The 14126-nt window shown below is 54.3% G+C and carries 13 protein-coding genes; 4 read left to right on the top strand and 9 right to left on the bottom strand.

Annotation, left to right across the window (positions count from 1 at the left end; genetic code table 11):
- The first annotated feature begins 10 nt into the window (after positions 1–10).
- Genes CMN55_RS15485 through CMN55_RS15475 form a run of 3 tightly spaced genes read left to right on the top strand, consistent with a single transcriptional unit; the run spans position 11 to position 3169 of the window.
- On the top strand, positions 11–883 hold the full coding sequence (locus CMN55_RS15485; RefSeq protein ID WP_293950931.1) for a branched-chain amino acid ABC transporter permease: 873 nt from the start codon (positions 11–13) through the stop codon (positions 881–883).
- A 4-nt stretch (positions 884–887) separates the two neighbouring features.
- Positions 888–1895, top strand: coding sequence for a branched-chain amino acid ABC transporter permease (locus CMN55_RS15480; RefSeq protein WP_293950929.1), 1008 nt, complete (start codon positions 888–890; stop codon positions 1893–1895).
- Between the two features lie 56 nt (positions 1896–1951).
- On the top strand, positions 1952–3169 hold the full coding sequence (locus tag CMN55_RS15475; protein ID WP_293950927.1) for an ABC transporter substrate-binding protein: 1218 nt from the start codon (positions 1952–1954) through the stop codon (positions 3167–3169).
- A 63-nt stretch (positions 3170–3232) separates the two neighbouring features.
- Here CMN55_RS15475 and CMN55_RS15470 read toward each other — a convergent pair whose 3' ends face one another.
- From CMN55_RS15470 to CMN55_RS15455, 4 genes are all read right to left on the bottom strand, one after another.
- Positions 3233–4291 (bottom strand): alcohol dehydrogenase, encoded by a 1059-nt coding sequence (locus CMN55_RS15470; RefSeq protein WP_293950925.1) that lies wholly within the window; start codon positions 4289–4291, stop codon positions 3233–3235.
- A gap of 121 nt (positions 4292–4412) precedes the next feature.
- Positions 4413–4754, bottom strand: a complete 342-nt coding sequence (gene hspQ, locus CMN55_RS15465; RefSeq protein WP_293950923.1) for a heat shock protein HspQ — start codon at positions 4752–4754, stop codon at positions 4413–4415.
- An 84-nt stretch (positions 4755–4838) separates the two neighbouring features.
- Positions 4839–6386, bottom strand: a complete 1548-nt coding sequence (locus tag CMN55_RS15460) for an AMP-binding protein (RefSeq protein WP_293950921.1) — start codon at positions 6384–6386, stop codon at positions 4839–4841.
- Positions 6387–6566: 180 nt separating this feature from the next.
- Positions 6567–7670 (bottom strand): PLP-dependent aminotransferase family protein, encoded by a 1104-nt coding sequence (locus tag CMN55_RS15455; RefSeq protein WP_293950919.1) that lies wholly within the window; start codon positions 7668–7670, stop codon positions 6567–6569.
- A gap of 282 nt (positions 7671–7952) precedes the next feature.
- Here CMN55_RS15455 and CMN55_RS15450 point away from each other — a divergent pair, with 282 nt between their 5' ends.
- Positions 7953–8855 (top strand): DMT family transporter, encoded by a 903-nt coding sequence (locus tag CMN55_RS15450; RefSeq protein ID WP_293950917.1) that lies wholly within the window; start codon positions 7953–7955, stop codon positions 8853–8855.
- On the opposite strand, the gene glpD is transcribed toward CMN55_RS15450, so the two are convergent.
- The 5 genes from glpD to CMN55_RS15425 form a co-directional block, all read right to left on the bottom strand.
- Positions 8803–10368, bottom strand: a complete 1566-nt coding sequence (glpD, locus tag CMN55_RS15445; RefSeq protein ID WP_293950916.1) for a glycerol-3-phosphate dehydrogenase — start codon at positions 10366–10368, stop codon at positions 8803–8805. The two genes, CMN55_RS15450 and glpD, sit on opposite strands and share 53 nt — an antisense overlap.
- A 63-nt stretch (positions 10369–10431) precedes the next feature.
- Positions 10432–11931, bottom strand: a complete 1500-nt coding sequence (gene glpK / locus CMN55_RS15440; protein ID WP_293950914.1) for a glycerol kinase GlpK — start codon at positions 11929–11931, stop codon at positions 10432–10434.
- 88 nt (positions 11932–12019) lie between these two features.
- Positions 12020–12868, bottom strand: a complete 849-nt coding sequence (locus CMN55_RS15435; RefSeq protein WP_293950912.1) for a class III extradiol dioxygenase family protein — start codon at positions 12866–12868, stop codon at positions 12020–12022.
- Between the two features lies 1 nt (position 12869).
- A complete protein-coding gene (locus tag CMN55_RS15430; RefSeq protein ID WP_293950910.1) occupies positions 12870–13226 on the bottom strand; it encodes a protocatechuate 4,5-dioxygenase subunit alpha in 357 nt (118 codons plus the stop codon).
- Positions 13227–13241: 15 nt separating this feature from the next.
- On the bottom strand, positions 13242–14126 hold the full coding sequence (locus CMN55_RS15425; RefSeq protein WP_293950908.1) for an amidohydrolase family protein: 885 nt from the start codon (positions 14124–14126) through the stop codon (positions 13242–13244).

Here is a 14126-nt window from a genome sequence, read left to right as displayed (position 1 = left end):
AAACATTCCCATGGATCTATTTCTGCAACAGATACTGACCGGGATTGCGAATGGCGCAATTTATGCCTGCCTGGCGCTCGCGGTTGTGATGATCTATCAGGCAATCGATCATTTCAACTTCGCGCAGGGCGAAATGGCAATGTTCAGCACCTATATCTGCTGGTCATTGATTGCGGCGGGTGTCCCATACTGGGCCGCCTTTTTTATTACGATTATTGTCTCGTTCCTGGGCGGTTTGGCGATTGAGCGGATTATCATCAAACCGCTGCATCATGCGCCGGTGCTGAGCCATATCGTTGTCTTCATCGGGCTTATCGCGATTTTTAACAGTACGGCGGGCGCCATCTGGGATCATACCATCAAGACGTTCCCCTCGCCCTTTCCAAGTGGTTCTTTCGGGGGTCTGATCGGGCTGCATGAAGTCGGGATGTTTTTTGTGACGCTGATCCTGCTGCTGGCAATCTTCAGCTTTTTCAAATTCACGCGGGTCGGCATGGCGATGCAGGCGGCGGCGGCCAACCCGGTATCGGCGGAGCTGGTGGGCATCCGTGTCGCGTGGATGCTGGCGCTGGGATGGGGGCTGGCGGCGGCCATCGGGGCTGTCGCGGGCATGATGATTGCGCCGATTGTCTTTCTTGATCCCAACATGATGCTCGGCATTTTGCTCTATGGCTTCGCGGCGGCAATTGTCGGCGGCATTTCAAGCCCGGGCGGCGCCGTTGCAGGCGGCTTTCTGGTTGGCATCATCGAAAATCTGGCGGGCACCTATATTCCGGCGATTGGCAGCGAACTGAAGCTGACGGTTGCGCTGGTCCTGATCGTGACCGTCCTTTTGTTCAAGCCCAATGGCTTGTTCGGTAAAACCATTGTGACAAGGGTGTAATGACATGGCTGATGATGCAGAGGTGAAAATGGATCCGCGGCTGACTGTCGGCGCCAGAATACCGATCAAATGGGTTACGCTTTTCGTCGTGATCGGCGTGATTTTGCCATTTTTTATGGACGGCTATACAACCTTTCAGGCCACCTTGGTCATGATTTATGCGATTGCGATTCTGGGTCTCAACCTGCTGACCGGCTTTAACGGACAGTTTTCGCTGGGCCATAGCGCCTTTTACGCCATCGGGGCCTATACGGCGGCCATTTTGTATTTTCATTATGGCTGGCCGGTGTATGCGACCATTCCAGTTGGCGGTATTGTCTGCTTCGTGGCGGGGTTCCTATTCGGACTGCCGGCGCTGCGTCTTGAAGGGCTTTATCTGGCGCTTGCCACCTTCGCGCTCGGGATTGCCATTCCGCAGATTTTGAAATCCTCGCATCTGGAGGAATTGACTGGTGGTGTGCAGGGGCTTGACGTCTTTCGTCCTGCGGTTCCGGAAATGCTGCCACTGACCATGGATCAGTGGTGGTATCTGATTGTCTTTGTGATCATGCTGTTCATGTTCTGGGTTGCCTGGAACCTGATTAACAGCCGCACTGGCCGGGCGATGATGGCCATTCGCGACAATTCAATCGCCGCGAAATCCATGGGAGTGAGCACCTCTCTCTATAAATCGCTCACCTTCGGGGTCAGTGCCTTTTATACAGGGGTTGCCGGGTCCCTGTCGGCAATTATCATAGAATTTGTTGCGCCGGACAGCTTTACCTTCCAGCTTTCCATCCTGCTGTTTATCGGCATGGTGGTTGGCGGCACGGGATCCATCTGGGGGGCCCTGTTCGGCGGCCTCTTTATTCTGATCATTCCGAATTTTGCGGAAGAAATTTCTACGGGTCTTTCCTACGCGATTTTCGGCATTATCCTTATTCTCATTATATATGTCATGCCCTCGGGATTTACCGGACTGGTCAATCTCATAAGAACAAAAATAAGGGGCAGGATCGGGACAACGGGTTGAGTGATTTGTGTAGCCCTCGTCTTCCACAAGGGATCAATACTAACAGGAGGAACAATATGAATACCGGGAGAAAAATAGCGATTACTTTCGCTGCCGTTGCCGCAATGGGCATGGCAGCGACCACGGCAATGGCCGAAAAGATGTATGGACCGGGCGTCACCGATACCAGCATCAAGATTGGTAACACCATGCCCTATAGCGGCCCTGCGGCGGCCTATAGCCAGATTGGCAAATCAATCAACGCCTATTTCAACAAGATCAACAAGGAGAATGGCGGCGTCAATGGTCGCAAGATCGAATTTATTTCGCTCGATGACGGCTACAGCCCGCCAAAAACAAAGGAACAGACCCGTAAGCTGGTCGAGCAGGACGAAGTTCTTCTCGTCTTTCAGGGGCTGGGAACGCCAACTCAGTCTGCGGTTCATGCCTATATGAACCAGAAAAAGGTTCCGCAGCTTTTTGTCGCAACGGGCGCGACGAAGTGGGGCGATCCCGAAAACTATCCCTGGACCATGGGGTGGCAGCCCAGCTACCAGACGGAAGGGCAGCTATTTGGTACCTATGTTCTCAAAAATGTGAAGGATCCGAAAATCGCGATTCTGTATCAGAATGATGACTATGGCAAAGACTATGTAAAGGGCATGAAGGATGTTCTTGGGGACAAGGCATCTGAACTGATTGTCGCGGAAGAAAGCTACGAAGTGACCGACCCGACGATCAATTCCCAGATTATCAAGCTGAAAGACAGCGGGGCGAATGTTTTCTTCAATGTTGCCACGCCGAAGTTTGCCGCTCAGGCAATCAAGAAGATTTACGAACTGAACTGGAAGCCGGTGCATTTGAACAATTCGGTTTCGAACTCCGTCGGTGCCGTTTACAAGCCCGCAGGTCTTGAAGAATCAAAGGGAATTATTTCCTTGCAGTACTTCCAGGATGTCACGGATCCCAGCATCTATGATACGGAGCCTTACAAGAAATGGAAGAAGTTCATGGAGGAATATTATCCGGATGGCGATCAGTCCAGCTCCTTCACGGCCTATGGCTATCTTGTCGCCCAGACGATGGAGCAGGTGCTGAAGCAGGCCGGTGATAACCTGACCCGCGAGAATGTCATGAAGGAAGCCGCCAATCTGGACCTGGAACTGGATATGATGCTGCCCGGCGTCAAGATTCAGACAGGCCCTGACGATTACTTCCCGATTGAGGCGATGATGCCAATTGCCTTCGACGGTGAGAAGTTCGTTCCGGTCGGAGAAGTTGTCTCAGTCAACTAATTAGTTGTACTTTTACAACAAAGCCGGGAGTTTCAGGCTCCCGGCTTTTTTTATGTTGTTATCTCAGGCGCGCGGGTTGAGGACAACACGCCCCTTCACTTTACCGGCCTTCAGATCGTTCAGGGCGCTGTTTGCGGCGTCCAGCGGCCTCACTTCATAGGGAATGGGGGCAATCTTTCCGGACTGAACCAGCGCCATCAGTTCATGCATTTCCTCAAGGGTTCCGACATAGGAGCCCTGAATAGTGCGCATCATCAGGGGCAGCATGGCAGTGGAAAGCGGCATCGAGTCCCCATAAAGCCCAACCGTGATCATATGGCCGCCCTTGCGCAGGCTGTTGAAACCGAAGAGAGCGGTTGTCGGCGCACCGACGAAATCTATGGCGCCTGCCGCGCCGCCGCCGGTCATTTCCTGAAGCTCGGCAAGGGCCGCTTGTGGATCGCTGTTATCAAGCGTGGCATGGGCGCCGGACTGCCGGGCAATGGCGCGTTTCGTCGCATCGACATCGGCGACGATAATTTTCGCCTTGACGACGCTGGATGCGAAATGCACGGCCGACAGGCCAACGCCGCCCGCGCCGATCAGCAGCAGGTGATCCTCTGCCTTCAGATGGGACAGCTTTTTGAGGGCGCTATAGGCCGTCAGGCCGGAGCAGGCATAGGTGCAGGCAAGCTCGGTCGGGATGCCGTCATAGGGGATCAGATATTTCGGATGCGGGGCAATGACTTCATCCGCATAGCCGCCGTTATATCGGGTGCCGACGGTCTGCGGGGACATGCAGAGCAGTTCGTCCCCCGCCTTGCAGACAGCGCATTTTCGGCATCCAATCCAGGGAAAAACAATGCGTTTATCGCCAATTTCGACACCGGTTGCCTCGGGGCCGAGGGCGGCGACTTCGCCAACGACTTCATGCCCCAGTGTGAAGGGAAGCGACATGCGTTGCAAAAGGTCCATTTTCTGACCTTGCCCGAGATCAAAATACCCTTCCCAGATATGCAGATCACTATGGCAGACGCCACAGGCCGTGACCTTCAGCAGGACTTCTGTGCCCTTTGGTTCCGGCGTTGGATAATCCCGCCCCTCCAGCGGTTCGCCAAAATGGATAATTTGTTGGCAATGCATGTTTTTTCCTCCCTTGTTATCATGAATTGACGCAAGGGACATGCTATCCTGATTAGGGGATTTCGGCTACAAATTCGACTGCCGGGTATATAATTATTTTGGCATGTGCCGTATTTTGGATTCAGGATTGCAAACGTGGTGAGAAGATGTAGTGCCCGTCCTCGATGCCGGTAAAAAAATCCTTTACCGCCGGATGCGAGACGGGTATGCCGCTGTCATCGAGCAGAAGGTTTTGTTCCGAAACATAGGCTTCATAGGTGGTTTGCGCGTTTTCGGCAAACAGATGGTAAAAGGGCTGATCCTTTTTCGGTCGCACTTCTTCGGGAATGGATTCCCACCATTCCTCACTGTTGTTAAAGGTCGGGTCAACGTCAAAAATCACGCCCCGGAAGGGATAAATCCGGTGCTTGACGATTTGCCCGATGGCGAATTTTGCGGCTCTGACCTGTGAAACTTTGTCCATAAGTCTTGATAATAATGCAGATTACGCCGTGGGCAAGCCCCGATCAGCGTAATCCGGCCAGGTTCCCGCTGCAGAAGAAGCCAATCAGACGATGCGGCTGGTTTTATTTCCCCAATAACGGTCGCGGAGCAGGCGTTTATACAGCTTGCCCGTCGGCAATCGCGGAAGCTGTTCTTCAAAGTCAAAGGATCGCGGGCATTTCTGCGGTGACAGATGCGACCGGCAGAAAGCATCAAGCTCAGCCGCCAGCTCTGCATCGGGGGAATGTGCCGGCATTGGCTGGATAACGGCTTTGACCTCTTCCCCAAAATCCTCGTTGGGCACCCCGAAAACAGCGGCGTCAGCCACTTTCGGATGGGTGATCAGGAGATTTTCACATTCCTGCGGATAAATATTGACGCCGCCCGAGACAATCATGAAGGTCGCCCGGTCGGTGAGATAGAGGTAGCCATCTTCATCAATATAGCCCATGTCGCCAACCGTGCTCATGGTGCCATCTGGGGAAAGCGCTTCTTTCGTCCGTTCCGGATCATTGAAATATTCAAATTCCGTCGCCGTCTTGAACCAGACAGTGCCCGATACGCCGAGCGGGCAGGGGTTCATTTCCTCATCCAGAATATGCAAATCGCCCAGCAGGACCTTGCCGACCGAACCGGGATGGGCGAGCCATTCCTCACTGTTGCTGGCGGTGAAGCCGAGCCCTTCCGTCGCGCCGTAATATTCATGAATGATGGGGCCCCACCAGTTGATCATGTCATGCTTTACCTGAACCGGGCAGGGCGCCGCCGCGTGGATTGCAACCTCGAGAGAGGATATATCGGCCTGCTTGCGAATTTCCTCGGGGAGTTTGAGCATGCGCGAAAACATGGTCGGGACGAGTTGGCTATGGGTCACCCGGTATTTCTCGACGAGGCGTAGATATTCCTCCGGGTCGAAACGCTCCATGATAATCACAGTGCCACCAAAACGAATGACAAAGTTGACGGCGGCCTGCGGGGCGGAATGATAAAGCGGCGCGGGAGAGAGATAGATCATATCCTCCCGATACAGCCACAGTTTTTGCAGGAAGGTATAGAGGGGGATCTGATCCAGCGGATGCGCATCGGGCATGGGGCGCAGAATACCCTTTGGCTTGCCCGTCGTGCCCGAAGAATACAGCATTGAGAGGCCCAGCCGTTCATTTTCAAGCGGGGTTGACGGGCAGTCACGGGTTGCGTCCTGAAGGCTGGTGAAGCGATCATCACTGTCATCATCAACGACAATCGCCAGCTTCACATCAGGACATTGTTTCAGGGCGTCGCGAGCCACATTTTTCTTGGCCCTGGAGGTAATCAGAATCTTGGATTCGCTATTGTTGAGGATATAGGCAAGCTCGTCGGCCGTCAGGTAGGAGTTAATACAGGTATAATAGAGTCCTGCCCGTTCTCCGGCGGCGCAGCTTTCCATATACCAGGCGTTATTTTCCATGAAGATGGCATAATGATCCCGCTGTTTCAGTCCTTCACGTTGCAGCAGATGGGCCAGCCTGTTCACTCGCGCTTCATAGTCGCGGTAGGTGACAGCTTCTCCCGTTGAGGCCATGATAAAGGCCGGCCGATCGGGATTTTCTGTTGCATATTTCCCTGGATACATTCTGATTTCCTCCCATTACCCTTCCTTTTATTAGGAAGTTGTTTAATGAGGATAGGGGGCGGAAAATGTAACTGCAACAATTTTTGTGGCGGCTTTTTTATCGCAAACAGGGCGAAAGGATAAAACCGGCCCGGCGTCGGAGACGGACCGGGCGCGAGGTGGTTTTTGGTGGATCAGCGTTTAGCCGAATTTCGCCGCTGATCTGCTTGTGAAGTGCAAAAAATCCTGCAAGAGCTTGTCATCCGGAATAAGCGCTACATCGGGATGACAGGGGATATTCACCAGCCGGGCAAAAATATCCGCGCATACGGGTGTCGGTGCAAGCGGCTGATAATATTTGGAAAAAGTCAGATACTTGGTCGTATGTACCTTTTCTTCGGGAATGGTGTCCGCGCTGCAAAAGGGCAGGCTTGTCGCCGGAATCTTGATGTTAAAATCATACAGGGGTTTGAGACCGGCCTGTGCCGCAATTCCTATGATCCGTTCTGTCTGTTCCTGATAGCCCGGTTTCCAGATATGGCAATGGTCAAGCCGTTCAATCTGGAAGGCGCAGGCAATGTCGGAAACCTTGCCATTGTTGATCCATTGTGGCCGCTCCGCCTCGGTCAGCGGACTGTAGCTCAGCAGATTGTAAACCGCTTCTGCTTCGTCCTTCGGGCTTAAAATAAGCCCTCCTTCACCTGAGCCATAGGGCTTGGTGTGATGCAGGCTGAAGCTCTGGTAAGGCCAGTCGGGCAACCGCTCACTCAATCCGGCGGCATTGTCAATCAACATGAATTTGCCCGATTTTGTGGCAAAGTCGATAAAGGGGCTGAAATCGGGCCAGGCGCCGAACGGGTTTGTCACAACAAAGCCGTCGAAACTGTCCGGATCGAGAGCGGCGAGGATGCCTACATCGAGAATTCCCTGCTCGGTGCAATCAATAAATTGCATGCCAGAGAAATAGCCGCGCCCCAGATTGCTGAAGCTGAAGGAACTGCCGATCCAGCGAATGGGCCTGCCGAACTTGATGTCAAGAAGGCGGGCGAGGGCCTCAAGCCCGATACCGCCATTGGCGCAGGGCTGAAGACTGCGGGACGCAGGAACATTCATATGATCCTGATATTTCTCCGCGAGCATGTGATAAAGCGGACCCCGATTGGCCCACATGTTGGACTCAATGCAATGTTCCAGCAATGCGGCGATATAAGTCATATCGGGGCGCTTGCTTTCCACAAAAGGCATCTTGCCCTTATTGCTGGACTGTCTCTCCGTCATCATTGTTTCAAGCGTTAATGCTTCCATCTGGGACCGTTATAGATGCAGTGAAAATAACGAAAAAGTCTGAATATTTACTTAGCAACTCACCAAGATCAGAGCAAAAAGTGATAATTTTTATACAAATTACCGCTTTTTACGCGGCACATACAACTTGAGCGGGGATTTTCGCGTTCAATCAGCGTAATACTGGTAAAAAATACGCAATGAGCAGAAATATCATCGTCCTGAAGCGCCCTTATAGCCTATCCTCTCACGAAAGGAGTCGTCAATATGGAAATCGCGGGTGGTCAGGGCGGGAAGCCAGAAATGTCGCCTGGAAGCGGATTGGACAAGGGAAGGGGCGTGGGTGCGGGGGATCTGTTCCTGCTCGGCGCGGTCTTTGCCTGGGGCATAAATTTTCCGCTTGCGAAGATTGCGCTGGATTATATGGACCCCTTCGTCTTTTCCGCCACCCGCTATCTGATTGCGCCGCTGGCATTGTTTTCCCTGCTGTGGTTTCGCAACATGCCCATTGCCATAACAAGGCGCGAAGCCTTAATGCTTGCCTGGATCGGCTTGCTCGGCATCACTCTGTTTCAGGGCGGCTGGGCCTATGGCCTCAACCTTACCTCGGCCTCGAAAGCCTCTGTTCTGGTCTCGACATCGCCGATATTCGGGGCGTTGATTTCGGCTATGCTCGGCAACAGACCCGGATGGAAAGGCTGGCTTGGCATTCTACTGGCTTTTGTCGGTGTCGTACTCGTGATTAACAACAGCCTGACGGAACTCACCATTGGGGCCGGGTCATTTACGGGCGATCTTATGATCATGGGAGGCGCTTGTGCCTGGGCAGTTTATACCATTGTCTCCGGCCCGATGATCATGAGGCGCGGACCGTTGCTGGTGACGGCCTGGGCGATGCTGTTCGGCGCCGGCATTCTGACTGTCATCGGCCTGCCCAGCATTATGGCGCAGGACTGGCGTGCTATCACCGGTGTTGGCTGGGCGGCCTGGGCTTCAACAACAGTCTTCGGCGCGGCCCTTGCCTTTGTCTGGTACTGCGCCGGTATCCTGCGCCTCGGTGTGACCAAAGGGATGGTTTACAGCTTTTTCGTGCCCGTTATAGCAATCTTGTGTTCGGTCCTGATCTTGGGGGAAAGCATCTCACTGGTGCAGATCATCGGGGCGGTGGTGATTCTGCTCGGCGTGCTTCTGACGCGGGCGGATTGAACGGGACATTGATCTTAATCCAGCGTTCGAGCGCCTGAACTCTCTCCGGCGTCTGGCCGATCCCAAGTTTGCTGCGCCGCCAGAGGATATCCTCCGCTGTCCGCGCCCATTCATGAGAGATCAGGTAACGCACCTCGATCTCGCGCAGGCCGTTTCCGAAATCTTCACCGAGATCGGCATCAGCCGCAGCATTGCCGAGGAGGTCATAAAGGCGTGTGCCATAGGCGCGGGCAAGGCGATGCAGTTGGGCGGCTGCGATGAACGGATAGCGTGCTTGCAGCCGATCCACGAGTTGTTGAAATCCCTGCATCGGGAAATCGCCGCCCGGCAGCGGCGCATCAATGGTCCAGGTGTCACCTTTTTGCCCGAGCCTTTCCTGGGCCTTTTCCATGACCGCTTCGGCGAGGCGGCGATAGGTTGTGATTTTACCGCCGAAGATATTGAGAAAGGCCAGGTCGTCTTCACCGCCATGCCAGTGCAGCAGATAATCCCGTGTTGCCTCCTGTGCTTTACTCGCGCCGTCATCGACAAGCGGGCGCACTGCCGCGTAATCCCATATGACATCGCTTTCCTGGACAGGAGTTTTCAGATATTCGCTCGCTGCCCGGCAGAGATAGGCAATTTCCTCTGGTGTGATTTTCACCTTGCCAGGATCGCCGTCATAGTCCCTGTCCGTTGTGCCAATCAGCGTATATTCTCCTTCATACGGAATGACAAAGACGATCCGGTCATCGGCATTCTGGAACATATAGCATCGGTCATGGTCATAAAGCTTCTGGACAACGATATGGCTGCCCTGCACAAGACGGATATTGTGAGAAGCAGCCGTATGGGTCGCCATGTTGATGATCTGATCGACCCACGGTCCGGCGGCATTGATGACCATCCGGGCCGTCCGGACCCGGGTTGTATGGCGGACCATATCCTGAAGCGTGATCCGCCAAACCTTGCCTGACTGCTCTATGCCGATACATTTCATGCGTGGTTCAATCAGGGCGCCCCGCCCTGCCGCATCCATGGCGTTCAGAACCACCAGCCGGGAATCATTCACCCAACAGTCGGAATATTCAAAGGCTTTTCGATAGGTTTCCTTAAGGGACGTTCCTGGCAAGGCCTGCCGTAGATTAAGGGTAGTGGTCGACGGGAGTTTTCGTCGCCCGCCCATATGATCATATAGGAACAGGCCAAGACGCAGCAGCCAAGCGGGGCGCAGCCCCTTGTGATGGGGCAGAACAAAGCGGAGCGGCCAGATGATATGCGGCGCATTGGCCCAGAGAATTTCCCGCTCTTTGAGGGCCTTGCGGACCAGCAGAAAATCGAAATGCTCAAGATAGCGCAAGCCACCATGGATAAGCTTTGTCGAGCCTGAGGATGTACCGCTGGCAATATCTCCCATTTCGCAGAGAGCGACTGTATAGCCACGCCCGACCGCATCACGCGCTATGCCGCAGCCGTTTATTCCGCCGCCGATAATATACAGGTCGAAATCTGCGCTCAAAATTTCCTCTTTCATGAATTGATCATGTTTTCTGATCGTCCCCAGAATATTAAATTCTATATGAAACTTTCATTGTTGTTATTCGCCATGATCGCGGCTGAGCGTCCGGCGCACGGCGTCCTGCCAACTGGCGTAGGCCCCGTCCCGTTCAGGGCCGGAAAGGGCGGGGGTAAATCGCTTGTCGCATTGCCAGCTTTTGGCAAAGTCCTCAATCGGGGGATAGAACCCCGTCTGCATTCCAGCAAGATAGGCAGCGCCGAGCGCGGTGGTTTCGCTTGAAGCCGGTCGGTCGACCGGGGCTCCCAATAAATCCGCGAGGCGCTGCATGGTCCATTCGGAGGTGGCCATACCGCCATCCACCCGCAGCACGGTTTCATAGCTTTTGTTAAAATCGGCCCGCATGGCGTTCAACAGATCGCGTGTCTGGAAGCAGACGCTTTCCAGGGCCGCGCGGGCGAGTTCTCTCGGGCCTGTCGCGCGGGTCAGGCCATAGATGGCCCCCCGGCAATCAGCATCCCAATAGGGCGCGCCAATGCCAACGAAGGCGGGCACCATGATAACATGCTGTTCCGGGTCGGCATCTTTTGCAAGCTCGCCCGATTGCGCCGCATTGTCGATAATGCCAAGCCCGTCGCGCAGCCACTGCACCGCGGCTCCTGCTACAAAAATTGAGCCTTCCAATGCATATACCGGTTTGCCGTTCAGCTGATAGGCGATTGTCGTCAGCAGTTTGTTATTGGAGATAACCGGCTCATCGCCCGTATTCAGCAGGGCGAAGCAGCCGGTGCCATAGGTCGATTTCATCATGCCGGGGGACAAACAGGCCTGCCCCACTGTCGCGGCCTGCTGATCTCCGGCAATGGCGGCAATGCGGGCGGTGCCACCGAAAAGGTGGGGGGCTGTCTCGCCGAAATCCGCCGCGCAATCGCGCACTTCCGGAAGCAGGGATCTGGGAATATTGAGGATTTCCAGAAGTTCATCGGACCATTCCCCGCGATGAATATCATAGACCAGCGTCCGGCTTGCATTCGTTGCGTCTGTTGCATGTATGTTGCCGCCAGTCAAACGCCAGAGGAGGAAGCTGTCAATGGTTCCGAAGGCAAGTTTTCCGGCCTCCGCCTTTGCCCGCGCACCCTCCACATTATTCAGGATCCAGTTTATTTTCGTACCGGAGAAATAGGGATCGAGCAGTAACCCGGTCCGTTTGGTGAACAGCTTTTCAAGACCGGTTTCCTTCAGCTTGTTGCAAAAACCGGCCGTTCTCCGGTCCTGCCAGACAATAGCATTGTAAATCGGTTTGCCGCCCTCCCGGTCCCAGATGACGGTTGTCTCACGTTGATTTGTAATTCCAATTCCGGCGATGTCACGGATGCCGATGCCCGCTTTCTTGAGGGCTTCCTTTGCAGTTGAGAGGCTGGTTGCCCAAATTTCCTCAGGGTCATGCTCGACCCAGCCGGAGGAGGGGAAATACTGCCTGAACTCCTGCTGCCCGATGGCGACAGGTCGGTATTCCCTGTCAAAAACGATTGCCCGGCTTGATGTCGTCCCCTGATCAAGGGCGAGAATATATCCGCTCATCCTGTTCCCTGCCCATCATGATTGGCTTGCCTCTGTCCGGAAGTTTGGCATGCATGGGTCGGATGCGCCAGTCCGATTTCCGGGCCGATCAGGGCAATAGGGTTTCAAACAAAACGACCCCGGCGGCCGTATTTGAGATGGGAATATGATAATTGCGGGAAAGTTCCCGGATGTTGTCACCCAGCGCGCCGCGCATGATCAGCCACATGATCATTTCCACACCCTGCGAACCGACCTTTTCGGCCAGCTCGTAGTTGGTGAATTGCAACAGCCATTCCGGATCATCTTTCAGGCGGCCCAGGAATTCCATGTCAAATTCTCTGTTGATATGCCCGGCTCGTTCCCCATCCAGCTGATGCGACAGCCCGCCGGTACCAAGGATCACCACATCCAGATCTTCCTCATAACTTGCAACGGCGCGACCGATCGCCTCTCCAAGACGCAGGCAGCGTCTTGCGGTGGGGAAGGGGTATTGCACAACATTGACACAGAGCGGGATGACTTTCACCTGATCGCGGAGCGCCTGTTGCGGCCACATCAGGGACATCGGCACGGTAAAGCCGTGATCGACCTGCATTTCCTGGCACATGGTGATGTCAAATTCATCATGCACAAGGCTGTCGATCAGGTGCCAGGAGAAGTCAGGGTCGCCCTTGAAGGGATCAAGTGGTTTAAGCCCCCATCCCTCATCAGCATTCTGATATTCGGCGGCGGCGCCAATGGCGAACGTCGGCATGGCGTCGAGAAAGAAATTGAGCCCGTGATCATTATAGACGAGGATTGCAACATCTGGTTTTTTCTCCTCCATCCATTGCCAGACCGGTTCATACCCTTTGAAAAAAGGCTTCCAGTAGGGCTCGCCCTGAAGTTTTTGCTCGATCGCATTGCCGATGGCGGGAACATGGGAGCTGCCCACCCCGCCAATTAATCTTGCCATGTCATTTCTCCCCGGCGGCCAGCAGCTTCGCGCGGAATTCTTCCAGAGTCACACCAGCCTGTTGTGCGCCAATATCTTGCATGTTCAGGCCAAAAATACCGGTCAGCTTGGCGAGGTAATAAATATTTCCGCCAAGATTGAGAAGCTTCAGGACGTCACGCTCCCTGACCGCTGCCCGCTGATCATCTGTCAGCCCATAGCGTTTGCAATAGGCTTCTTCGTCCTGCAAGAAGGCTTCCCTGTTCGCAGCCTCATTAAAAGAGAAGCACATCTTGTTCAGCTGATAGCCTTTGACAGCCTGATGGCCATCGAAAATGATGGTTCCCGGTATGGGTTTCCTGCCTTTCAGGCTTTGCATCGGATATCCCTCCCTTTATGAAATCTGTTCTTCCGGCCAGTATAGCCGCATCGGGTTATCGATGAGTAATTTCTGTTGTGCCGCCGCGGTTACTGCGATGCGGGGAATGACATCCACCAGAATGCCTTCATCCGGGACATGGGATTTCATATTCGGATGCGGCCAGTCGGTGCCCCAGAGGACACGGTCCGGAAAGTGTTCCACCAGCGTCCGGCCAAAGGCAATCACATCGTCATAGGGTGGGCCCGCCACCGTCAGGCGTTCCGGGCAACTGACCTTGGTCCATATATTTTCATTCTCTGACAGCAGGCTGAGGAACCGTTGGAAATCGGGATGATCGACGCCCTTTGTGACATCCGGCCGCCCCATATGATCCACCACAACGGTTGTCGGAAGCTGTTTTAGAAAAGGTGTGAGGTCTTCAAGGTCCGGCGCTTCAAAATAAACAACGATATGCCAGCCGAGTTTGGCGATACGTTCGGAAATTCCAAGGAATATTTCCTTGGGGGTGGCATCTACCAGCCTTTTCACAAAATTAAAGCGCACGGCGCGCACTCCGGCCGCATCCATTGCGGCAAGCGCCTCGTCCGTGACGTCAGCCCCGACCACCGCAACGCCGCGCGCGAGGCCATGCGATGATTTCAGCGCATCGACAAGCGCGTCATTATTCCGGCCATGGCAGGAGGCCTGAACAATGACATTACGCGAAAAACCGAGATAGTCACGGAGGGCGAATAGCTTCTCTTTTGGGGCATCGCAAGGAGTGTATTTTCGTTCCGGCGCATAAGGAAACATGTCGGCAGGGCCAAAAACATGGCAATGGGCATCGACCGCGCCGGCTGGCGCCTTGAACTTAGGCTTTGACGGGTTCGGGTGAAAGGGAAGGTAATCAGGATCCAT

This window comes from Sneathiella sp. (assembly GCF_002694385.1).
Classification (GTDB): Bacteria; Pseudomonadota; Alphaproteobacteria; order Sneathiellales; family Sneathiellaceae; genus Sneathiella.
Note: the sequence above shows the minus strand (reverse complement) of the source record. Positions and strands in the feature narration are given on the sequence as shown.